We start from the raw sequence: 21,960 nt of genomic DNA, 5'->3' as shown, positions 1-21,960 counted from the left end.
CGTGCGGCCGGTGCGGGCGGCGCGGTATCTGCCAGGTAGGCTGGCTGCGCTCGCCCCTTGTGGGTCGGCACCCAACTGCGTACACAGTCAGGAGTGCCCAGTGCCTCGCGTCGTCGTCGACGTCATGCTCAAACCGGAGATTCTCGATCCGCAGGGACAGGCCGTCGCTAACGCGCTGCCTCGGCTCGGCGTCGAGGATGTCGCCTCGGTCCGGATCGGCCGGCGGATCGAGATCGAATTCACCGGGGAGCCAGATCTGAACCAGACCCGGGAGATCGCCGACAAGCTGCTCGCCAACCCGGTCATCGAGGACTTCACCATCCGGCTGGCCGAGGATGGCGAGACCGTGGGCGCCCAACCGTGACCGCCCGAGTAGGCGTGGTCACGTTCCCCGGTTCGCTCGACGACGGGGACGCCGCGCGGGCGGTTCGGCTCGCCGGCGCCGAGCCGGTCCGTCTCTGGCACGCCGACCCGCAGCTGCACGGGGTGGACGCCGTCGTCCTGCCCGGCGGCTTCTCGTACGGCGACTATCTGCGCTGTGGCGCCATCGCCCGGTTCGCCGCGGTGATGGAGACGATCGTGGACGCCGCCCGGGCGGGTCTGCCGGTGCTCGGCATCTGCAACGGCTTCCAGATCCTCTGCGAGGCCCACCTGCTGCCCGGTGCGCTGACCCGAAACCAGCACCTGCACTTCCGCAACCGGGACCAGGTCCTGCGCATCGAGTCGGCCGGCACCGCCTGGACCAACGCGTTCCAGCCCGGCCAGGAGGTGCTGATTCCGGTCAAGAACGGCGAGGGCTGCTACGTCGCGGACACCGCGACGCTGGACCAGCTCGAAGCCGAGGGCCGGGTGGTCGCCCGTTACGTGGGCAACCCGAACGGGTCCCAGCGGGACATCGCCGCGATCACCAACTCCGCCGGAAACGTCGTCGGCATCATGCCGCACCCGGAGCACGCGGTGGAGGAGCTCACCGGCCCCTCCCTGGACGGCCTCGGCTTCTTCACCTCGGCGCTCAAGCACCTGGTGGAGACCGCGGCGTGACCGCAGGCGGCATCATCGGTCGGCTCACCCGCCCGACGGGCGGCCCGCTGCGTAACAAGGAGAGGTCATGACCACCCAGGACCCGGCCCGGGACACCTCAGACGCCGCGGCAACCGGAGCGACGGCTGCGCCGGACCGGGACGCCGACATCGTCGGCTGGGCCGGCGGCGTGGACACCGTCCCCCACGCCGGCAACAGCCCGGACGAGCTTCAGCCCTACGCCGACCTCGGTCTGCGAGACGACGAGTACCAGCGGATCCGGCAGGTGCTTGACCGGCGGCCCACCCAGGCCGAGCTGGCCATGTACTCGATCATGTGGAGCGAGCACTGCTCCTACAAGTCGAGCAAGGTGCACCTGCGCCAGTTTGGGGAGAAGGCCCCGTCCAGCGACCGGCTACTCGCCGGCATCGGGGAGAACGCGGGCGTGGTCCGGGTCTCCGACGAGCTCGCGGTGACCTTCAAGGTCGAGTCACACAACCACCCGAGCTTCGTCGAGCCCTACCAGGGCGCGGCGACCGGCGTCGGCGGCATCGTCCGGGACATCCTCGCCATGGGTGCGCGCCCGGTCGCGGTGATGGACCCGCTGCGCTTCGGTGCGGCCGACCACCCCGACACCGCTCGCGTGCTACCCGGCGTGATCGCCGGAGTCGGCGGCTACGGCAACCGACTCGGCCTGCCGAACATCGGCGGCGAGGTCGTCTTCGACCCCTGCTACCAGGGCAACCCGCTGGTCAACGCCCTCTGCGTCGGGGTACTGCCGATCGACCGGCTCCAGAACAAGGCCGCCGCCGGCGACGGAAACGTCGTGGTGCTGATGGGCGCCAAGACCGGCCGGGACGGCATCGGCGGCGTGTCGGTGCTGGCCAGCGCCACCTTCGACGAGCGCAGCGAGCAGCGCCGCCCCTCGGTGCAGGTGGGCGACCCGTTCATCGAGAAGCTGCTCATCGAGGCCTGCCTGGAGCTCTACGACGAGCAGCTCGTCGTCGGCATCCAGGACCTCGGCGGCGCCGGGCTGACCTGTGCCCTCGCCGAGACCGCCGCCGCCGCGGGCACCGGCATGCGGGTCTGGCTCGAGCGGGTCCCGCTGCGGGAAGCCTCGATGGAGCCGCACGAGATCCTCGCCAGCGAGTCCCAGGAGCGGATGCTGCTGGTGGTTGAGCCGGAGAAGCTGGAGGCGGTGCTCAAGACTGCCGAGAAGTGGGGCGTGCTCGCCACCGCGATCGGCGAGGTCACCCCGCGCGGGGCGGACGGGGAGCCGGGCCGCCTGGTCGTCACCTGGCGAGACCATCTGGTCGTTGACGTCCCGCCGGGTTCGCTGGCCGACGACGGCCCGGTGTACAACCGGCCGATGCGGGAGCCGGCCGACCTGATTCTGCTCCAGGCCGACCGAGCGGAGACCCTGCCTCGGCCGAGTGACCCGGAGGCCCTGCGGGAGACGGTCCTGCGCATGCTCGCCTCGCCGAACCTCGCGGACAAGACCTGGGTCACCGAGCAGTACGACCGGTACGTGCTCGGCAACACCGTGCTCGCCCAGCCCGAGGACTCGGGTGTGATCCGGATTGACGAGCGCAGTGGCATCGGCATCGCGCTCTCCGTCGACGGCAACGGCCGGTACGCACGCCTCGACCCGTACCACGGCGCCAAGCTCGCGCTGGCCGAGGCGTACCGGAACGTGGCGGTGAGCGGCGCGAAGCCGATCGCCGTAACCGACTGCCTCAACTTCGGCTCGCCGGAGGACCCGGGCGTGATGTGGCAGTTCGCCGAGGCTGTCCGGGGCATCGCCGACGGCTGCGGTGAACTGGGCATCCCGGTGACCGGGGGTAACGTCAGCTTCTACAACCAGACCGGTGCGGCAGCCATCCATCCGACCCCGGTGGTGGGCGTCCTCGGCGTGCTGGACGACGTGGCCGACCGCGTCCCGATGGGCTTCGTCCCGCGCGACGACGGTCACGACCAGATCTACCTGCTTGGCGAGACGCACGTGGAGCTGTCCGGCTCGGAGTGGGCGTGGGCCACCCACGAACACCTCGGTGGCGTGCCTCCCCAGGTGAACCTCGATCGCGAGCGGGCGATCGCCGACCTGATTGCGGTGGCAGCCCGGGGCGGTCACCTCAGCTCCGCGCACGACCTCTCCGACGGCGGTCTGGCGCAGACGTTGGTCGAGTCCTGCCTGCGCCGGGGTGTCGGTGCCCGGATCACGCTGCCGGAGCAGTTCACCGACGGTTCGATGCCGTTCGTCTTCCTGTTCAGCGAGTCTGCTGGCCGGGTGTTGGTCTCGGTGCCGCGTGGGCACGAGAAGGCGTTCACCGGGCTGGCCGACGAGCAGGGGGTGCCGTGCGAGCGGATCGGCGTCACCGACCCGGCGGGTGGTGCGCTGGAGTTGCACGGGCAGTTCCGGCTCAGCCTGGCGGAGCTGCGTGCGGCGCACAGCGCCACCCTGCCCCGCCTCTTCGGCGGAGCGGAACCTGCCACCTCGCCGGCCGCCAGCTCCGAGCCAGAGTCGGGGGGACCGAGCGAACCGGTGTGACCCCCTGCCGTGCGGGCCCCGCCCGGTTCCGGCACCCGATCCGAGTAAGGCGATCCGGCCCGGCTGATCTCAGCCGGGCCGGATTCTGCTGCAGGGGATCGGCAAATACCAGGACAGACTGATGCGGGCCACCCGGTTTCGGGTGGCCCGCATCAGTCTGTTGTGAGTCGTCTGTCAGTCGTCCAGCCAGTCCAGCCGGCGACCGCTCCGGTCCGGCGGGGGAGCGTCGGACCGGGTCCGATCGGCCTGCGTCGGCTCCCCGTAGCCACTACCGTAGCCGCCCTGGCCATACCCACGGTCGTCGTAGCCGCCGTGTTGGGCGGGTGGTTCCTGGTGGTACCCGCCGTAGCCGCTCTGCTGGTCGTAGCCGTAGCCGCCGTGTTGGGCGGGCGTTTCCTGGTGGTACCCGCCCTGCTGGTCGTAACCGCTCTGCTGGTCGTAGCCACCCTGCTGGTCGTAGCCGTAGCCGCCCTGCTGGGCGGGCGTTTCCTGGTGGTAGCCGCCGTGTTGGGCGGGTGGTTCCTGGTGGTAGCCGCCCTGCTGGTCGTAGCCACTCTGCTGGTCGTAGCCGTAGCCGCCCTGCTGGGCGGGTGGTTCCTGGTGGTACCCGCCGTAGCCGCCCTGCTGGTCGTAGCCGTACCCGCCGCCGTAGCCCCCCCGCTGGTCGTAGCCACTGGCCGGCTGGGCCCCCTGCCCGTACGCGGGCTCGGTCTGGCTGTAGCCGGCGTCCTGCTGGTATCTCCCGGTGGGGTACGGGTCGGCCGGTGCCGGGTACTGAGTGGCGGCCGTCTGATAGCGGCCGGTCGCTTCGTCGTACCGATCGTCGTAGCCAGTGGACCCGCCGGAGGCGGGAGGGTAGCCGGTCCCGGCCGACGAGGACATGCCGTAGTCGCTGGCGCCGTAGCCGCCGCCGGACGCGGGGGGCGTGGCGCCGTAGCCGCCGCCGGACGCGGGGGGCGTGGCGCCGTAGCCGCCGCCGGACGCGGGGGAGGTGGCGCCGTAGCCGCTGTCGGCCCAGCTGGACTGGCCAGCGGATGCGTTGTAGGGCTGCGGCGGAGCGCCGTAGGGGTCCGGTGGGACATCGTCAACCACTGGACTGTGCATCATCGTGGGAGCTTCGGCGAGGGACGGGCTTCCGCCGACCATCGTCGGCGCTGCCGCGGTCGGATTCACGATCCGCGTCTGATCGTCGGTGCCGCCGTAGCCACCGCGGGCAACCGGGACGGCACCCGTGGCCGCGCCGGAGGGTGCGACGTCCGCCTCGTCTTCGTCAGTCTCCTTGCGGCGTAGCCACAGCAGCACCATGGTGCCGACGCCGGCTGCTACGAGGAGGCCACCGAGCAGGATGATCAGCAGCGAGCCGATGCCACCGGACTCCTCGTTGCTGGCGTCCGCGACGGGGCCATCCACGGCGGCTTCGATCGGCTCGTCGGTCTGCTCCTCCACCCCCACGGTCGGTGCCGGCTCGACACTCGATGATGTGGTGGGGCTCGGGGTTGCCGCTTCGATCTTGAGTGAGATCCGCTGGCCGGAGACGCTCTGCCCGGTGGAGGCACGCAGGGTCTTGGTGGCGGCGAAATCGTCGATGCTCGCGCCGATGTCGAGTTGGCCGGGGGCGATCGGGTTCTGGGTGCTGCCAGTGAACCGGAAGTTTCCCCCGTTGTCGGTGCTGGTGTCGAACCTGTTGTTCTTGGAGTCCTTGAGGACGACCTGGGCTCCCGGTACCGGGCTGCCGGTGTTCTGGTTGACCACCTCGCCGGAGACCGACTTCACCGTCTGCGGCTGGGGGGGCTGGCTCGGGCTGGGCTGCGGCTCCGGCTTGCCGACCAGGGTGACGGTGGTGGTATCGCTGCCCTCGCCGTCGTTGGATTTGGCGGTGACGGTGATCGTGGCCTCTCCGTCGGCCGCGTCGTCCGCCAGCCGGAAGGTGTCCTGAAAACTCCCGCCCTGTTTGACTTCCCTCTCGCAGCCGGTGGTGCAGGTGAGCTTTCCGTTGTTGGCTGTCACCGTCACGATCGCGGGATCGTCGGCCGATGCCTCGATCGAGTAGCTGACCGTAGTGCTTCCGCCCGCCTCGACCCGGCTCGGTGAGGCCGAGACCTTGTTGACCACGGGGGCGGCGGAGGCCGGGCTGGCGGGGACGGTGAGCAGAGCGCCGACCAGCAACGCCGCGACCACACCGGCCCGCTGCTTCCAGGCACGTCGGTGTGTTGACACGTCCACCGCCTTCCACTGGATTCCCGGTGGCCGGCGGTCGCCGGGCCGGGGATCATCACGGTACGAATACGCCGTGGGCTACTATGCCTTGTCCAGTCGGATCGGCGCGACCCAGGGCCGGTGTGTGAGCCGCCCCGCGCGCGTCGTATCGTCCCGCTGTGCCCCCTTCGTACGCTAGGACCGCTGCCGTCGTGGCGGCGCTGTCAGCGCTTGACGAGGGGCGTACCCCCGATCGTCCGGTGCTCCGAGCGGCGGTCCGTGCCCTGTTGACCGTGCTCGCGGAGCGGGTGCCCGGTCGATCGGTGGAGGTGCGGGTCCCACCCTATGGCGCGGTGCAGTGCGTCCCGGGTCCCCGGCACACCCGGGGCACCCCGGCGAACGTGGTCGAGACCGACCCGGAGACCTGGCTGCGGGTCGCGACGGGACGTGTCTCCTGGGCGGAAGCGGTTGCCGAGGGTCACGTACGGGTCAGTGGGGTCCGGGCGGACCTGGCCGCGTACCTGCCGCTTTAGCAGGTGACATCGGGTTGGCCATTACAGGATGCAGTGATTTCGTGACTTTCTGTGTAGGCAGGGGTTCGCGTACACTGTCAGCGACGACAAGCGGTCCCGGCCGGGGAGCGGATCCCGTGATTCGCCTGGCCAGTCCAGCAAGAGGGAGCGGCAGGTGCCCCGAGGCGATGGCCGGTTGAGCCACGACCTTGACCCCCAGCGTCCCGGCCCCCAGGACGCCTGTGGTGTCTTCGGGGTCTGGGCCCCCGGCGAGGAGGTCGCCAATCTGACCTACTTTGGGCTGTACGCGTTGCAGCACCGGGGGCAGGAGGCGGCGGGAATCGCAGTCAGTGACGGCACGGGCGTGGTGGTCTACAAGGACCTCGGCCTGGTAGCCCAGGTCTTCGACGAGCCGACCCTGGCGAGCCTGCGCGGTCATGTGGCGATCGGCCACGCGCGCTACTCGACCACCGGCGCCTCCACCTGGGAGAACGCCCAACCGACCATCCGCTCCACCGCTTCCGGCACGACGATCGCCCTGGCCCACAACGGCAACCTGGTCAACACGGCCGAGCTGCAGCGGGAGGCCGGCGAGCGGGCGTTGGCCGGCGACGGGGCCACCAACGACACCTCGCTGGTGACCATGCTGCTGGCCAGCCGACCCGATCTGTCGGTGGAGGCCGCCGCCCTGGAGGTGTTGCCGCAGCTACGGGGAGCGTTCAGCTTCGTCTTCATGGACGAGTCGACGCTCTACGCGGCCCGTGACCACCATGGGGTCCGCCCGCTGGTGTTGGGCCGGCTGGAGCGCGGTTGGGTGGTGGCCAGTGAGACGGCCGCGCTCGATATCGTCGGTGCCAGTGTGGTCCGCGAGGTCGAGCCGGGTGAGCTGATCGCGATCGACGAGGATGGGCTGCGCTCTGCCCGTTTCGCCGCACCGGAGCCGAAGGGCTGCCTCTTCGAATACGTCTACATCGCCCGCCCGGACGCCACGATCGCCGGCCGGAACGTGCACGCGGCACGCGTACAGATCGGTCGTCAGCTCGCTCGGGAGCACCCGGTATCAGCCGATCTGGTGATCCCCGTGCCCGAGTCGGGCACCCCCGCCGCGATCGGCTACGCGGCCGAGTCCGGTATTACCTTCGGGGCCGGTCTGATGAAGAATCCGTACGTCGGGCGGACCTTCATCCAGCCGTCGCAGACGCTGCGTCAGCTCGGTATTCGGCTCAAGCTCAACCCGCTACGCGAGAACGTTCGGGGTAAGCGGCTGGTCGTCGTGGACGACTCCATCGTCCGTGGCAACACCCAGCGGGCCATTGTGCGGATGCTCCGCGAGGCCGGCGCGCTGGAGGTGCATGTTCGGATCTCCTCGCCGCCGGTTTCCTGGCCGTGCTTCTATGGCATCGACTTCGCCACCCGCGCCGAGTTGCTCGCCAACGGCCTGGACAACGAGGGCATCCGGCGGTCGATCGGCGCCGACACGCTCGGCTACGTGTCGCTCAGCGGTCTCATCGCGGCCACCGAGCAACCGAAGAGCCGGCTCTGCCGTGCGTGTTTCGACGGCGAGTATCCGATCGAGCTGCCCGCTGACAGCTTGATCGGCAAGCATGTGCTGGAGGGGGTCGGTCGGCGGGTCGCCGCCGAGTCCTCCGAACCGCACGTCAGTCCGCTCGTCGCCGCTCCGAGCGGCCGCGACGCGTTCAGCTCGGCGCGGGCGCCGCGCCCTGACCCGGAAGAGCCGACCACCCACATCCGGTAGCACCACCCGGGTGCAACCCGGCTATCGCCGGTTCGCACCAGGACCATCTAAGGGGAGAACCGTGACCCACGTGTCCGAGCGCAGCGGCGCAGGAAGTAGCCAGACCGGTGCCGGCGGTGACCGCCAGCCCTGGACCAACGCCACCGGGCGTCCGGTGCGCAAACGTTCGGCCTCGTACCTGGATGCCGGTGTCTCGATCGAGGCGGGCGACCGCGCGGTCGAGCTGCTCAAGTCGAAGGTGAAGCAGACTCGACGACCGGAGGTGATGGGCGACCTGGGTGGCTTCGCCGGCCTGTTTCGGCTGGACACGAAGAAGTACAAGAACCCGATCCTGGCCTCCTCCACCGATGGGGTCGGCACGAAGCTGGTGATCGCGCAGCAGCTCGACATTCACGACACGGTCGGCATCGACCTGGTCGCCATGGTCGTGGACGACCTGGTGGCGTGCGGTGCCGAGCCGCTGTTCCTGCTCGACTACATCGCCACCGGTGAGGTCGTACCGGACCGGGTGGCCGAGATCGGCGCCGGCATCGCCGATGGCTGCCGGTACGCCGGTTGTGCACTGCTGGGTGGGGAGACCGCCGAGCACCCCGGTGTCCTCCGGCCGGATGAGTACGACATCTCGGCCACCGGCGTGGGGGTGGTGGAGGAGAGCGGAATCCTCAGCTCCGAGCGGGTGGAGGTCGGCGACGTCGTGATCGCGATGCGCGCTTCCGGCCTACACTCCAACGGATTTTCCCTGGTCCGGCACGTGCTGCTTGGCGCCGGCCGGATGAGGCTGGACGTGGTCATCGAGGACTTTGGCCGGCAACGCACCCTTGGCGAGGAGCTGCTGACCCCGACCAAGATCTATGCGCAGGACTGCCTGAAGCTGATCGCTGAGACGGAGGTCCGGGTATTCGCCCACGTGACCGGGGGCGGAATCCCGGGGAACCTGGTCCGGGTCCTGCCGGAGCACGTGGACGCGGTGGTCGATCGTGCTACCTGGAAGCCGCAGCCGATCTTCGACCTGGTGCAGTCCAAGGGGCGGATTGAGGCCCCGGAGATGGAAGCGACGTTCAACATGGGCGTCGGCATGTTCGCGATCGTCTCCGCCGAGGATGCCGACCGGGCGCTGGCCACCCTCACCGGCCGCGGCGTGGATGCGTGGCAGGCCGGTGAGATCATCGAAGGCACCGGCAATGTCCAGCTGGTCGGGCAGCACACCCGTGGCTGATCGCTTCGGTGCCCGGTTGGACTGCCGATCCGGGCTTCGCGTCGATCCCGACGGTCTGCGGGTCGAGGGCTTCACCCGGGTGGTCGACGCCGCCTAGCCTGAGGAGCACCCCCGCAACGTCGCCGGGGCACGCCGGGGTGTCGTAGCGCGCCCCGGCAGGGCAGAGGAGGGCGATGGCGGTACGGGGGCAGTCGACAGGTGGGATGCGCGGTTTGGCTGCCGTCCCAGCCTATGTGGTTATGCAGCCCACAACGCTCTGCAATCTCGACTGCGTGTACTGCTATCTCCCGCTCCGCCACGCGGACCGGCGGATGCCGGTCAGCGTGGCGGAGGCGGTGGCGGCATCAGTCAACCCGTGGGCGCGAGCCGGGCGTTTCTCCGTGGTGTGGCACGGCGGCGAGCCACTCGCCGCTGGGCCGGAGCTACTCGCCGCACTGATGGCCCCGTTCGGGCCGGAGGTCGAGCATCACGTCCAGACCAACGCGACGCTGATCGACGATGTCTGGTGTCGGTTCTTCACGGAGCACCGGGTCCGGGTGAGTGTCAGCGTGGACGGGCCGCGGGAGCGCAGCACGGATCGGGTCAACCGGGGCGGGCGTCCCGCGTACCCCCAGATCATGCGGGGGGTCGAGGCACTGCGGCGGCATGGGCTGCCGTTTTCGGCGCTGGCCGTGGTGGGGCGCCCCGCGCCGGGTCTCGCCCGCGAGTTGTACGACTTCTTCCTTGAGCTCGGCCCGGACGTGTTGGGCGTGAACATCGAGGAGATGGAGGGGGTCAATACCCGGGCCAACCGTCACGACGCGGCTGCGGTGGCGGCCTTCTGGTCCGAGTTGGTGACAGCCTGGCGCCGGAACCCCCGCATCCATCTGCGTGAGGTCGAGTGGTCTCTGCGGTACGTCGCCGCGGTGTTGGACGGTGTCGAGGAGCAGGTGCTGCCCCGCCGGCTGGATCCGATTCCCACGGTCGGTCATGACGGTTCGGTGACCGTGCTCTCGCCCGAACTGGCGGGCTTCACCAACCCCCGGTACGGCGACTTCAGCAGCGGCAACGTGCTGGTCACTCCGTTGGCGAAGATCCTGGCCGAGGCCGTGGAGACACCCTGGGTCGGGGAGTTCCTCGCCGGGGTGGAGGCTTGCCGGGCGTCGTGTTCCTACTTCGGCTTCTGCGGCGGTGGCCATGCGGCCAATCGCTACTTCGAGCAGGGTCGCTTTGACGGTACGGAGACCGAGCATTGCCGCAACAGCAAGATCCGCCTACTGGAGGGAGTGTTGGAGCATGCCCGAGGACACCGGTCCCCAGCAACCTGAGCGCACGGCGGGCACGGTCTCGGAGGACGTGGTCGATCGGGTCCGCGCCGCTGGCGCCGACCTCACCACGTTGCTTCGCGAGGCCGAGGCGGCCCGTCGGTTACGGGCGGAGGCGGCGGGAGGTGGCTCCGCCAGCGCGGTTTGTGCCTGGAACCACTTCGAGAACATCCCGACGTTCTATAACTGGAACAACCGTCCACGCTGAGTCGGCTGGTTACACCGAGTAACGCGGAGTCGACTGGTTGGTTTCACCGAGCCGTCCACGCTCCATCGGTGTTCCACCACCCCTGCCGAATGGGATGGGTCTCGGAGCCACTGCCGGCACTCCGAGACCCGCCCCGCCTCCGTCGGGGTCCGCTGACCGATGGGCACAGACATGAGCACGCGGATCGACCGCGTGCTCAGTTGCGACCAGGGGTCAGCGGTTGGGACGAGCCCGGTTGTCCGGGTCGTCGTCCACGTGGTCCTCGTCATCGTCGTCGACATACTCTTTGTAGTCGTCGTCGAAGTCGTGGTCCGACTTGTGGCTGCCGCCGAGTTCGCGTTGCAAGGCGGCGAGGTCGGTGTTCGGGGAGTGGTACTTCAACTCCCGGGCCACCTTTGTCTGCTTGGCCTTAGCTCGGCCGCGCCCCATGGCTCGACCCCCTCGCACAGAATGCGGGGCAGCCCGAAGGCGGGCCCCGATGACGTCAGGCATCTCTCGTGGCTCTTACGGTACATGGAGATGTCATCGTTCGGCACCTCGGGTTACCGTCGCCCGGCTCCGCGCGTCGCGGCGGGCCGGTCGTCACCCAGTGTACTCGGTAAGGGCCAATCCGGAGAGCGCCCCTAACAGCAGGCGAATCACCGTGAATCCAGCTTAACCGCGCCGCGTCGTTGTGGCGGCCCAGGGGCGGAACCAGCCCGGCCCGCCCCCGGGACGTGCTCAGGGCAGCAGGATTGTCCGCAGCCGGCCCACCTCAGCCATCCGCCGCTCGGCCAGCCGGTCCGCGGCCACCGCCGGCGGCACCCCCTCGGTATCGGCGAGCCTGAGGATCTCTCGCGTGGTGTCGTAGATCCTGGTCGCTCGCAGCTTCGCGCGTTCGAAGTTGAAGCCCTCGATCTCGTCGGCAACCTGGATCACGCCACCGGCGTTGACCACGTAGTCGGGCGCGTACAGGATGCCCCGGTCGGCGAGGAGCTTTTCGATGCCCGGGTGGGCGAGCTGGTTGTTCGCCGCCCCGGCAACCACCTTCGCCCGCAGCGCCGGAACGGTGTCGTCGTTGAGCGTGCCCCCCAGCGCGCACGGGGCGTACACCTCGATGTCGGCGGCGGCCAGCGCAGTGGCGTCGTCCATCAGCGTCACCTGCGGATGGTTCGTCCGCGCCCAGGCCAGGGCCCGTGGGTTCACGTCGGTCGCCACGACCTCGGCGCCGTCGTCCAGGAGGTGGCCGACCAGGTGCTTGCCGACCTTGCCCAGGCCGGCCACACCGACTCGTCGGCCCCGTAGCGTCGGCGTGCCCCAGGCGTGCTCGGCTGCGGCGCGCATACCCTGGAATACGCCCCAGGCGGTCAGGATCGAGGAGTCGCCAGCGCCCCCGTGCTCACGGCTCCGGCCGGTCACGAACCGGGTTTCCCGGGCGACCACGTCCATGTCCGCGACGTAGGTACCAACGTCGCAGGCAGTGTAGTAGCGACCACCCAGGGTGGCCACGAAGCGGCCGTAGGCGCGCAACAGCGCCTCGCTCTTGAGCTGTTCGGGATCCCCCCAGATAACGGCCTTGCCGCCGCCCAGGTCCAGCCCGGCGAGGGCGTTCTTGTACGCCATGCCGCGGGAGAGGTCGAGCACGTCGGCGAGGGCCGCCTCCTCGCTCGCGTAGGGGTAGAACCGGGTGCCGCCGAGCGCGGGTCCCAGCGCCGTGGAGTAGATGCCGATTATCGCCCGAAGGCCAGACTGTTTGTCCTGGCAGAACAGAACCTGCTCGTGGCCGACCGACCCGGGGTCGTCGGTGGTGGCGAATACGCCCATGACTCACTCCTGGTGTGGTGTGCGGCCTTGTGGGCCGCGGACCTGCGGACGCCGGCGGGATGCTGCCGGTGCCGCTGAGCCTAGTATCGGCCGACATCGTCTCCGTCGTCACCAGCGTGTGCGTTCGTACGGCGGGATCAGCCGCTCGGCGACTCTTCTGGAGCGCACGCGAAACTGTGCCACCAGGGATTCGCATTCGACTCGTGGGAGGATCGCGCCGTGCCCTCGCTCTTCGCCGCATACCTGCGCGTGTACGAACCGTTGACCGCCTTCGACCGGGACCGCCAGGCATACTGGCGGCGTTACGTCGAGCAGGGCCGGGCTGTCGCCCCGGTGGAGGGGCCCGGCCGGCAGCTCACGACGGTGATCGAGGCCCTCGGCGCGGGTTGGACGCGGCTGCCGAACCTGCCGGACGAGGCGTACGTCCTGGAGGCTGACGACACCCTGCTCGTCTGCCCGTGGAACCTGCGCATCCGGGTCGCCGAGGCGGCACTGAACGCGCGTGATGGCGTACCTCCGGTGTTGGCGGACGCCTTTGTGCCGCCGGTGCTCGCCGGGAAGGCCCGGGCGGTGGTTGACGACTGGCGTAGCGGGGCGCGCGTGCTGGAACACGGCGTTCCCCGGGTGCACGAGCAGATCGCCACCTGGGGCGTGCCGCTGCGGTGGTTTGTCCTCTTCGAGCCGGTGGAGCGGCACCAGGTCACCGAGCCCGGCCGGCGGGCACTGCGGTACCGGACGGAGATTTCCAAGGCCCGCCGTCGCTCGTCGCGGGCTCTCGCCGTGTTGCGGAAGTCGGTCGGTGCCGCGCCGATCACCGAGGCGGTGGAGGAGGCCGCGCGCTGGCTGGAGGAGTTCCATCCGCGGTCGGTGGTGGAGCTGGACTACGGCGGGCTGGTGTCGCTGCTCTCCGACGAGACCCTCGCGGCGGACGACTCGCCGGAGTTGGTCGCCGCTGGCCTGGCCGGGCTGTCTCGGGGTGAGGCGGAGGAGGCATCAGCGGCCTACGACAAGCTGGTGGCACGGTGGCGCGCGGTGCAGTTGCTTGAGCGGTGCAACTGACGCCAAATTGGTTGATTCCACCTCGCCAACCCGGGAACCTTTCGCGTTTGATTCGCCACGAACCGTGATCATGAAGCTAGATATGGTGCCTCCTGTCATGTTAAAGGGGAATAAATCGGGCATGGTTCATCCGTCCGTCTAGGGACGTTCGGCCGTTCGGCCCATGTCGGACATCGGGGACTAGCCGGACCATGGGAGACGCGTCGGCCGGCGGGACCCCGGCCGATGTCTATACATGTGGAGGAGTGACCCATGGCATCGCGAACGCACGAACCGGAGCCGCTGCTCACGCCGGCCGAGGTGGCGTCGATGTTCCGTGTCGACCCGAAAACGGTGACCCGTTGGGCCAAGGCCGGCAAGCTGAGTGCGATTCGGACTCTTGGTGGACACCGCAGATACCGGGAGTCGGAGGTCAGAGCGCTGCTGCAGGGGCAGATCCCACAGCAGCGTCAGGGGGACTGACCTGGTGAGAACCAGCGGACAATGTGGGTAGGGCGGTGGACGATCTGTCCACCGCCCTACGGCATTTCGATGGGGTGGACGCGGCTCAGCCCGCGGTCGGGCTCTGCGGGTGCACGCGGCTCAGTCCTTGAGCGTGACCCGGATCCCGATCGTGCCCTGCTCGCCCCGGCGTAGCCGGCTCCCCAGCAGGGTGAGCCGGCCGAGCACCCGGTACTTCTCTTTGATCAGGCCCCGGACCCGCCGGGTGCCCGCCGCGTCGGCGAGCGCGGCGTAGCCGGGCACTGTTGGACCATGGGGGCGCCCTCGGACATCGCAGGGGGCGACGGTCACATCGCCGCTGCGCCGGATCCGCTTCACCTTGCCGGAGTTGGCAACGGTCCAGACTACGAGTGCATCGCCGTCACGGACCGCCCAAACCGGGGTCGGCACCGCACGGCCATCCTTGCGGAAGGTCGTGAGCAGGATGTATTTCTCGGTCGCGAGTCGGTCCAGCGTGGTCACGCCGCCAGGATACGACCCCGCGGCCCGTTGACCGGGCAGTGCGTCGGACCGGCGTGCCGCGCACCGCAGCGCTGGTGGTGGAGCTGGCGCGACGCGGTCCACCCGGGAGCCTCCCTCCGCCCGGCGCCGGGCTGCCGCGCGATGCCTGCCAACCAATAGGGTCGCGGGGACGAGCGACACGGGTAGGCGGGACAACACGGGTGATCCCCGAGTCACCGCCGGAGGGAGGAGGCGCCATGGGTGACCGTTGGGTCGTGATCGGAGCCGGCACGATGGGCCTCGGGATCGCGTACGTGGCGGCTGGTGCCGGCTACGACGTGGACCTGGTCGAGGTCGATCCGGCCCGGGGCGAAGCCGCCGCGGCGCGCCTCGGCGAGCTGTGGGACCGGGCCGTTGGTCGCGGCCGGTTAACGGCTGCGCAGGCCGACGCCAACCGGTCTCGGGTGACTGTTCGGGGAGCCCTCACTGAGGTCAGCGCCGGCCCGGAGGTCGTGGTCGAGGCCGTCCCGGAGCGGGTCGACCTGAAGCGCTCCGTGCTGCGCGACGCCGAGCACCTGCGCCCTGCGCTGTTGGCCAGCAACACCTCCAGCATCTCGATCGCCGAGCTGGCCGAGGGGCTGACCCGCCCCGACCGCTTCCTCGGTCTGCACTTCTTCAACCCGGTGTGGGCGATGACGTTGCTCGAGGTCGTGGTCGGCCCGGGGACCGCACCGCAGAGCACGGACGCGGCGGTCGCACTCGCCGCTCGGCTGGGCAAGGATCCCGTCGTCGTACGTGACCTGCCCGGCTTCGCCACCTCCCGGCTGGGGGTGACGCTCGGTCTGGAGGCGATCCGAATGGTCGCCGACAAGGTGGCGGAACCAGCGGACATCGACAAGGCGATGGTGCTCGGCTACCGGCATCCGGTGGGGCCGCTGGAGCTCACCGACCTGGTCGGTCTGGACGTGCGGCTCGACATCGCCCGCACCCTGGCGGCCGCGTACGGGGAGCGGTTCGCGCCGCCGCCGCTGCTGGTCGAGATGGTTGCCGCCGGACACCTCGGCAAGAAGTCCGGCCAGGGCTTCTACCGGTGGGAGAACGGAGCGAAGGCGTGAGGGGCCTGCGCATCGACGAACAGGCCGACCGGGTGGTGGCGGTGCTGGACCGCCCAGAGAAGCGCAACGCCATCGACGTTGACCTCGTCCACGCGCTCCACGCACTCTGCGCCGAGCTGGAGGCCCGGCCGCGGCTGCTGCTGCTCACCGGGGGCGCCGAGGGCATCTTCGCCGGGGGCGCCGACATCGGACAGCTCCGCGAGCGCGACCGGCTGGATGCCCTCGCCGCGATCAACTCGGCGGTCTTCGCCCGGATCAGGGCGCTGCCGATGCCGACCGTGGTAGCTGTCGATGGGCCGGCCCTGGGTGGCGGCGCCGAGCTGGCGTACGCCGGCGATCTGCGGGTGTGCACGTCGCGGGCCGTTTTCGGGCAGCCCGAGGTGCGGCTTGGCATCCTGGCCGGGGCGGGGGCGACGCACCGGTTGCCGGCGCTGGTCGGCGAGGCGCGGGCGAAGGAGCTGCTCTTCACCGGCCGGCGGGTGGATGCCGCGGAGGCCCTGCGGATCGGTCTGGTCAACGAGGTGGTCGCCGAGCCGGCCGAGCTGCTGCCGGCGGCGCACGCCCTGCTCGACGAGGTGGCGAAGGGCTCCGCGCTCGCGTTGCGGCTGACCAAGCTGGCCGTGGACGCTCCGGCCGCCGCGCATCCACACGTGGATCTGGTCAGTCAGGCAGTGCTCTTTGCGGACGAGGAGAAGCACCGCCGGATGACCGATTTTCTTGAGCGTCGGCGCCGGCCGTAGCTCCAGGTGATGTCGGCAGCGGTGCGGGGCCGGTAGCCGACTGGACGGGGTGCGTAGCCGGCTGGGCGGGGTACCTGGATAGCGGGGGCGGGGCCGCACCCCTGTTTCGGTGCGGCCCCGCCCAGCGTCCGACTGCGGCTCAGCTGTGCAGCGGCACCCCGGCGTCGGCGAGGGCCCGGATCAGCCCGGCCGACTCATTGAAGCCGATGATCACTACAGCGTCGGACCCGGTTTCCTTGATCTCGCGGACCACGGACGTGAAGTCCACCGTTGCGGCCTCGGCGCCCTCCGGCGGCTGGTAGGTCTTCAGCTTGAGCCGGCCCGCGTCGATGCCCGCCCGTTCCAGCTCGGACCGGACGATCTCCTGTAGCCCCTCGCCGTAGGCATCCTGACGGGCCACGATGGCGACCCGCTGCGGTCCGTCCCGCAGGATGACGTCAGCCAGTGCCCGGCCCTGCAGGCTGTCTGACGGAGCGGTCCGGAAATAGCGGTTCTCGTCGTCCAGATCGGTGAGGCTCGCCTCGGTGTTCGACGGGGAGAACAGCACCATCCCGGCCTGCATCACGTCGGGTAGCACCGCCCGCGAGACGCCCGAGGCGCCGGCACCGATGATCACGTGGACGCCGGCCGCGGCATGGCTCGCCACGGTTGCCTTGGCCACCGCCGGATCCGTGCCGTCATCGCCGTCGATCCAGGTAACCGGGGAGCCAAGGACGCCACCGGCGGCGTTGATCTCCTTGATCGCGAGGGCGGCGCCGGTGGCGAGGGGTGGGTGGGACAGCACGAGGGCGCCGGTCTGCGGTAGCAGGCCCCCCAGTACCAGCGGGCCTTCCGCGTCTTCGTCGGCGGCCCCGGTCTCCGGCGGCGGCGTGCTGCTCGCGTTGGACTCGAAGCCCGCACCGACGAACTCGGTCTTGGCGTCGTTGATCTGCGTCCCGTCGAAGTGCAGGGTGGCGTAGCTGGCGGTGGAGGGCTCGCCGGTGGCAGTGAACCCACCTCGGCTGACCGAGATGCCGCGGTACTCGATGTCCTGCCCGTCCTGGGCCAGCGTGAGGCAGTCCACGGCGGTCTCACACCGTTCGCCGCCGTTGGTGACTCCGACGATCTGGGCGGCGAAAGCCGCCGGATCGGTGGTGCCGGCGAGCTGCGCGGCGAGCGCACTGATCAGTACCGCGTCGTAGGCCTCCGCCGCATAGACGAAGCTGGTCAGGTCGGGCTCGATCGACAGCAACCGGTCCTTGAAGTCCTCCGGCAGCGGCGTCAGCGGCGTGGTCCCCTTCATCCCGTCAACCAGGTTGGCCTGGTCTCCCAACTCGGTGGGGAACGAGTTGAGCATGGTGCTGTCGGTGCCGTAGAGACGTACCGCGGTAGCGGTGGTCTCGTCGGAATCGTCGGTCCCGCACGCGCTGCTGGCGAGCAGGAGCGTCGCGCAGGCGGCAAGGGTGGCAGCTCGCGTGGCGCGTGGGATCAGCATCGCAGTCCTTCCTCGGGCGAAGTAACGCTACGCAGCGTAGCTTGCCTGGCAAGACGCCCATAACTCCGGTTATCCCCACCGGCAGGCCGGATTCTTTGATTACGCAGAGTGTTGAAACTGGTGGAAAGCGATGGGCCAGTGCTTCAGCCGGGGGCGCGCTTCGCGACCACGCTCGCGTAGCGAGCGAGAAGTTCGGACCAGCCAGCGGTCAGTGCCCGGCGGTAGCCCTCCGCTGCCGGGCCGTGCCGATCGAAGTGTCGGTGTTCCACCGCTACCCGGGTCTGCCCCGACCGGTCGGGGCGAAAGAGCGCCTCGACCTCGCTGGCCCGGGCCGGATCGGGCGCGGGGACACGGTCTGCCCCGATCTGCCAGGTGAAGACGAGCCGGCGGGGCGGGGTCCAGGCCAGCACCCGGCCCCAGTCGTTGCGGAAGCCGTGCGGGCCGATTTCGTACAGCATCCCACCGGCCCGTGGTTCCATCCCCAGCGTGGCCAGGAGGCCGGGGCCGGACCAGGTGTACTCCGTGACCCACCAGTCGGTTATTGCGCCGGTGAATACCTCGAACGCCTGCTGCGCCGAGGCGGGAACGAGGAGCGCGCTGCGGAGCGAGAACCGGGCGAAATCCTGCTGGATATCAGAGGGATCGATTATCTCCTGTCCCATAAGCCGGGACGATACCGGCTGATGCGTGCCGATGCAGCATGGTGAAGTGCTCGATTTCAACTGTTAAACCGCAGCCAGGTGGGGCGGGTCGTCAACACTTCCTTCGGGAATGTGTTCCTGGTGGAAATTCTCGTATTTCGCCCTGGCCCCGGTTTCTGGACGACCTTTAGTATCTAGATTTAGAAAATTCTGAATGTTCAAGATGCTTGTGTCAGGAGGGAGAACAGATGGACCCGGAGGCTGGCCGGCGGTACGCCGAGGAGGTCGGCGTCGTCCTTGCTCGGATGGGCACCACCCCCGCCTTCGGCAAGCTGCTGGGCTGGCTGCTCATCTGCGACCCGCCGAGACAGACCACCGCGCAGCTGGGTGCGGCGATGGGGCTCTCCAAGGCCTCGGTGTCCACCGGCATGCGGGTGCTGGAACAGTCCGGCATGGTCCGGCGGGTGCCGAGCCCGGGCCGAGGGCACGCGTACGAGATGCATCCGGACGCCTTCGCCCGTGCCCTCGACCCGACCGAAAAGATGCGGGTTTTCATCGACTTGATGCAGCGCGGGATCGATCTGGTAGGCGATGCGGCGGCACCCGAGGCCAGCCGGTTACGCCATACCCGCGACTTCTACACCTTCATGATCGAGCGCACCCCCGCCCTGATGGAGGAGTTCCGTCAACAAGCGCGAAAGGACGGTTAGGATGCGAATCCTGGTGATCACCGTAGGGTCACGAGGGGATGTCCAGCCGTACGTGGCCCTCGGCAGAGGTCTCCAGTCGGCCGGTCACGACGTCACCCTGGCCACCTGCGCCCGATTCCGGTCGTTCGTCACCGAACAGGGTCTGGCGTACGGCGAGCTCAGTGACGACATATTGCAGCTGCTGGATTCGGCAGCGGGCCGGGCCGCGATGGAGGACACCACCGGATTGCTCGGGGCGGTCAAGACCAATCTCCGGCTGGCCCGGCAGGCGAACCCGATCAACCGGAGGTTGTTGACCGATGCCTGGACAGCAGCCAGACAGGCCAAGCCAGATCTGGTCGTCTACCACCCCAAGGTGCTGGCCGGTCCGCACATCGCCGAGAAGCTCGGCGTACCGGTAGTCCTGGCGCTGCCGGTGCCGGTCGCCGTACCGACCGGTGACTTCCCCCTCGTCGGGCTGCCCGAACTGCCGCTCGGCCGGTGGTACAACCGACTGACCTACCGCCTCGCCGGTGCCGGATACCGGATGTACGACGGCATGGTGAACACCTTTCGCCGCGACACGCTCGGGCTCCCGAAGGCCCGTGGTGCCGCGCTGACCACCCGGCTCCCCGACGGGCGGCCGATCCCGGTGCTGCACGGCATCAGTGAGCACGTCCTGCCGCGTCCTGCCGACTGGCCCGGGCACGCGCATCTCACCGGCTACTGGTTCCTTGACGAGGCCACCCGTTGGCAGCCCCCGGCCGCCCTGGTCGACTTCATCGAGGCGGGCGACCCACCGGTGTACGTCGGCTTCGGCAGCATGGCCGGGCGCGACCCGCGCCGACTCGCCCGCCTCGTCGGCGAGGCGCTGCGCCGGGCCGGTGTCCGCGGCATCGTGGCCACCGGCTGGGGTGGACTGGCGGCGACCGAGCCGTCCGGCACCGGGTCGGCAGACACCCTCTGGCACCTCACCCAGGCCCCACACGACTGGCTCTTCCCACGGATGTCCGCCGTCGTGCACCACGGTGGGGCCGGCACCACCGCGGCGGCGCTACGCGCTGGCAAGCCCTCGGTGATCTGCCCGTTTCTCCTGGACCAGTTCGTCTGGGGCCGGCAGGTGTTCGCGCTCGGCGCGGGCAGCGCGCCCATACCGCAGCGGAAGCTCACCCCGCAGCGCCTGGCTACCGCCATCCGTACGGTCACCACCAACGCCGACATCCGGGCCGCCGCGGTCAAGCTGGGGCGGAGCCTCGCGACCGAGGATGGCGTGGCGAACGCGGTCGGCAGGATCGACACTCTCCTCGACCCGACGGGTTAGGACGCCAGCGGTACCGAGTGGCCGCGCCCTGGGTGCCGCTGGCCCGAGTCGTCTGCGGCTTCGTCCGGTGGAAAGGACGCCGGAGAGTGACGCCGGAGAGTACTGCGACGCGTCACTGTCCCCGATCACAATCAGCGACACCGCGCGACGTACTCGCGCGCCATACCCGTTCCTACCTGCGATCTCACGGGGATCACCACACTACGTAACCCCGTGGCTGGAGTAGGTTGTCTGATTTGCCGGCTTGGCTAATCTACGAATTCACCATATCCTACCGGTGTAGCACCCGTTGCCTCCGGCCGCCGCAGGTCGGAGGCTGTGTTTGAGCCCTGAGTTTGCATCCGGAGTAAAGGGAGTCAAAGCGTTGACCGACGAGTCCGGTAAGGCCAACTTCAGCGGAATCTACAACCAGGAGACGCCCGGCGCGTACTACGCCAACCTGCGCCGGTTGAAATACGAGATCCCGCAGCATGGGGCTACCGTATTCAACCAGCTGATCGATGCTCAACCGTGGGGTGACGGCTATCGCCCCACCGTGCTCGACGTGTGCTGCTCCTATGGCATCGTCGGGGTGCTCACCAAGACCGATCTTGAGCTGGACGACGTGTACACGTACTACCAGGGCGCCAATGACGACGGGCGCACCGTGGACCAGGTGCGCCGCGCCGAGAACGAATTTCTGGGTCAGCGGGCCCGGCCAGACGCCCCGCACGTCATCGGTTTGGACGTCGCCGAGAATGCTACTCGGCACGGGGTGGCGGTCGGTGCGCTCGACGATGCCTTTGTCGAGAACCTGGAGGCGACAAAGCCGTCGTCAGAATTGGCGAAGAAGATGTCGGAGGTGGACCTCATCACGACCACGGGTGGCATTGGCTATGTCACCGAGCGGACGTTCGAACGGCTACTCACCTGCACAGAGGCTCCGCCCTGGGTCGCCGCGTTCTGCCTTCGGACGTACGATTATGAGCCGATTTCGGACGTGCTCGCGCAGTACGGGCTCGTGACCGAGAAGGCGGACCAGTCTGTTCGGCAGCGGCGGTTTATCGACGACACCGAACGGGATTGGGCGATGGCGGAGTTGGCGGCGCGGGGCGTCGATCCGGCCGACATGGAGAGTGCGGGATATTTGTATGCCGATTTCTACCTCTCCCGGCCGAGGGAAGATGCAACAGAGAAGCCGTTGGCCGACCTGGTGACGATTCCCGCTAACTGACTCTGTCTCCGCCCTCGTCAACACTGCGCCGGAGGCGCGGGGTGAGCCGGTGCGAGCGCCCTCCGGCTTGCGGGATCACGGTTGCGGTGACTTCGGCTGGTCGACGCGAAGGGCTGCCACGCGTGCGATCGAGGCTTGGGGACTGTTGCCCCGGGACGGGGGCAGGTCCCCAAGCCTCCCCAGGTGGAAAGGTGTTGGTGGCC

The 21,960-nt window shown here is 69.4% G+C and carries 21 protein-coding genes; 15 read left to right on the top strand and 6 right to left on the bottom strand.

What is annotated here, in order from left to right:
* Window positions 1–100 precede the first annotated feature (100 nt).
* The 3 genes from purS to purL all read left to right on the top strand — a co-directional run bounded on the left by purS (window position 101) and on the right by purL (window position 3,568).
* Complete coding sequence (gene purS, locus H0524_RS16420) at window positions 101–364, top strand: phosphoribosylformylglycinamidine synthase subunit PurS (protein WP_180199424.1); 264 nt, start codon at window positions 101–103, stop codon at window positions 362–364.
* Window positions 361–1,041 carry a phosphoribosylformylglycinamidine synthase subunit PurQ gene (gene purQ / locus H0524_RS16415; RefSeq protein ID WP_018727982.1) on the top strand — a complete coding sequence of 227 codons (681 nt, stop codon included), beginning with the start codon at window positions 361–363 and terminating at the stop codon, window positions 1,039–1,041. The genes purS and purQ overlap by 4 nt, the downstream gene beginning before the upstream one ends.
* Before the next feature lie 67 nt (window positions 1,042–1,108).
* Window positions 1,109–3,568 carry a phosphoribosylformylglycinamidine synthase subunit PurL gene (gene purL, locus H0524_RS16410; protein ID WP_180199423.1) on the top strand — a complete coding sequence of 820 codons (2,460 nt, stop codon included), beginning with the start codon at window positions 1,109–1,111 and terminating at the stop codon, window positions 3,566–3,568.
* Window positions 3,569–3,742: 174 nt separating this feature from the next.
* Here purL and H0524_RS16405 read toward each other — a convergent pair whose 3' ends face one another.
* Entirely contained in the window at window positions 3,743–5,791 is a 2,049-nt protein-coding gene (locus H0524_RS16405) for a carboxypeptidase regulatory-like domain-containing protein (protein ID WP_180199422.1), read from the bottom strand.
* 152 nt (window positions 5,792–5,943) lie between these two features.
* Here H0524_RS16405 and H0524_RS16400 point away from each other — a divergent pair, with 152 nt between their 5' ends.
* From H0524_RS16400 to amcA, 5 genes are all read left to right on the top strand, one after another.
* A complete protein-coding gene (locus tag H0524_RS16400) occupies window positions 5,944–6,297 on the top strand; it encodes a sterol carrier family protein (RefSeq protein WP_309225130.1) in 354 nt (117 codons plus the stop codon).
* 154 nt (window positions 6,298–6,451) lie between these two features.
* The gene (gene purF / locus H0524_RS16395; RefSeq protein ID WP_180199421.1) at window positions 6,452–8,032 is read left to right on the top strand and encodes an amidophosphoribosyltransferase; all 1,581 of its coding nucleotides are present in this window, start codon (window positions 6,452–6,454) and stop codon (window positions 8,030–8,032) included.
* A 61-nt stretch (window positions 8,033–8,093) separates the two neighbouring features.
* Entirely contained in the window at window positions 8,094–9,248 is a 1,155-nt protein-coding gene (gene purM / locus H0524_RS16390) for a phosphoribosylformylglycinamidine cyclo-ligase (protein ID WP_018727986.1), read from the top strand.
* 203 nt (window positions 9,249–9,451) lie between these two features.
* Window positions 9,452–10,555: a cyclophane-forming radical SAM peptide maturase AmcB gene (amcB, locus tag H0524_RS16385; RefSeq protein WP_304610814.1), complete on the top strand. Its 1,104-nt coding sequence runs from the start codon at window positions 9,452–9,454 to the stop codon at window positions 10,553–10,555.
* Window positions 10,524–10,760 (top strand): multiple cyclophane-containing RiPP AmcA, encoded by a 237-nt coding sequence (amcA, locus tag H0524_RS16380; protein ID WP_180199419.1) that lies wholly within the window; start codon window positions 10,524–10,526, stop codon window positions 10,758–10,760. Before amcB ends, amcA begins: the two co-directional genes overlap by 32 nt.
* 213 nt (window positions 10,761–10,973) lie before the next feature.
* Here the strand turns inward: amcA and H0524_RS16375 are convergent, their stop codons facing one another.
* Window positions 10,974–11,189: a DUF3073 domain-containing protein gene (locus H0524_RS16375; RefSeq protein WP_011904080.1), complete on the bottom strand. Its 216-nt coding sequence runs from the start codon at window positions 11,187–11,189 to the stop codon at window positions 10,974–10,976.
* A gap of 291 nt (window positions 11,190–11,480) precedes the next feature.
* Window positions 11,481–12,563, bottom strand: coding sequence for a Glu/Leu/Phe/Val dehydrogenase (locus H0524_RS16370; protein WP_180199418.1), 1,083 nt, complete (start codon window positions 12,561–12,563; stop codon window positions 11,481–11,483).
* 219 nt (window positions 12,564–12,782) lie between these two features.
* Here H0524_RS16370 and H0524_RS16365 point away from each other — a divergent pair, with 219 nt between their 5' ends.
* Both H0524_RS16365 and H0524_RS16360 read left to right on the top strand, forming a co-directional pair.
* A complete protein-coding gene (locus H0524_RS16365; protein ID WP_018816305.1) occupies window positions 12,783–13,622 on the top strand; it encodes a hypothetical protein in 840 nt (279 codons plus the stop codon).
* 252 nt (window positions 13,623–13,874) lie between these two features.
* Complete coding sequence (locus H0524_RS16360; protein WP_007073996.1) at window positions 13,875–14,084, top strand: BldC family transcriptional regulator; 210 nt, start codon at window positions 13,875–13,877, stop codon at window positions 14,082–14,084.
* Window positions 14,085–14,204: 120 nt separating this feature from the next.
* Here H0524_RS16360 and H0524_RS16355 read toward each other — a convergent pair whose 3' ends face one another.
* Window positions 14,205–14,585, bottom strand: coding sequence for a PPOX class F420-dependent oxidoreductase (locus H0524_RS16355; RefSeq protein ID WP_180199417.1), 381 nt, complete (start codon window positions 14,583–14,585; stop codon window positions 14,205–14,207).
* A 236-nt stretch (window positions 14,586–14,821) separates the two neighbouring features.
* On the opposite strand from H0524_RS16355, the gene H0524_RS16350 reads away from it, so the two are divergent.
* Window positions 14,822–15,679: a 3-hydroxyacyl-CoA dehydrogenase family protein gene (locus tag H0524_RS16350; protein ID WP_180199416.1), complete on the top strand. Its 858-nt coding sequence runs from the start codon at window positions 14,822–14,824 to the stop codon at window positions 15,677–15,679.
* Window positions 15,676–16,419: an enoyl-CoA hydratase/isomerase family protein gene (locus tag H0524_RS16345; protein WP_180199415.1), complete on the top strand. Its 744-nt coding sequence runs from the start codon at window positions 15,676–15,678 to the stop codon at window positions 16,417–16,419. The genes H0524_RS16350 and H0524_RS16345 overlap by 4 nt, the downstream gene beginning before the upstream one ends.
* Before the next feature lie 139 nt (window positions 16,420–16,558).
* On the opposite strand, the gene H0524_RS16340 is transcribed toward H0524_RS16345, so the two are convergent.
* Both H0524_RS16340 and H0524_RS16335 read right to left on the bottom strand, forming a co-directional pair.
* Entirely contained in the window at window positions 16,559–17,893 is a 1,335-nt protein-coding gene (locus H0524_RS16340; protein ID WP_180199414.1) for an ABC transporter substrate-binding protein, read from the bottom strand.
* A gap of 143 nt (window positions 17,894–18,036) precedes the next feature.
* Window positions 18,037–18,555: an SRPBCC family protein gene (locus H0524_RS16335; protein ID WP_180199413.1), complete on the bottom strand. Its 519-nt coding sequence runs from the start codon at window positions 18,553–18,555 to the stop codon at window positions 18,037–18,039.
* Between the two features lie 227 nt (window positions 18,556–18,782).
* Here H0524_RS16335 and H0524_RS16330 point away from each other — a divergent pair, with 227 nt between their 5' ends.
* From H0524_RS16330 to H0524_RS16320, 3 genes are all read left to right on the top strand, one after another.
* Window positions 18,783–19,244, top strand: coding sequence for a GbsR/MarR family transcriptional regulator (locus H0524_RS16330; RefSeq protein ID WP_180199412.1), 462 nt, complete (start codon window positions 18,783–18,785; stop codon window positions 19,242–19,244).
* A gap of 1 nt (window position 19,245) precedes the next feature.
* Window positions 19,246–20,544 carry a glycosyltransferase gene (locus H0524_RS16325; RefSeq protein WP_180199411.1) on the top strand — a complete coding sequence of 433 codons (1,299 nt, stop codon included), beginning with the start codon at window positions 19,246–19,248 and terminating at the stop codon, window positions 20,542–20,544.
* A 364-nt stretch (window positions 20,545–20,908) separates the two neighbouring features.
* Window positions 20,909–21,757 (top strand): hypothetical protein, encoded by an 849-nt coding sequence (locus H0524_RS16320; protein WP_180199410.1) that lies wholly within the window; start codon window positions 20,909–20,911, stop codon window positions 21,755–21,757.
* Window positions 21,758–21,960 lie beyond the last annotated feature (203 nt).

The sequence above is a fragment of the Salinispora sp. H7-4 genome (assembly GCF_013416675.1).
Lineage (GTDB): Bacteria > Actinomycetota > Actinomycetes > Mycobacteriales > Micromonosporaceae > Micromonospora > Micromonospora vitiensis.
This window is presented reverse-complemented; position numbering and strand designations above follow the sequence as displayed.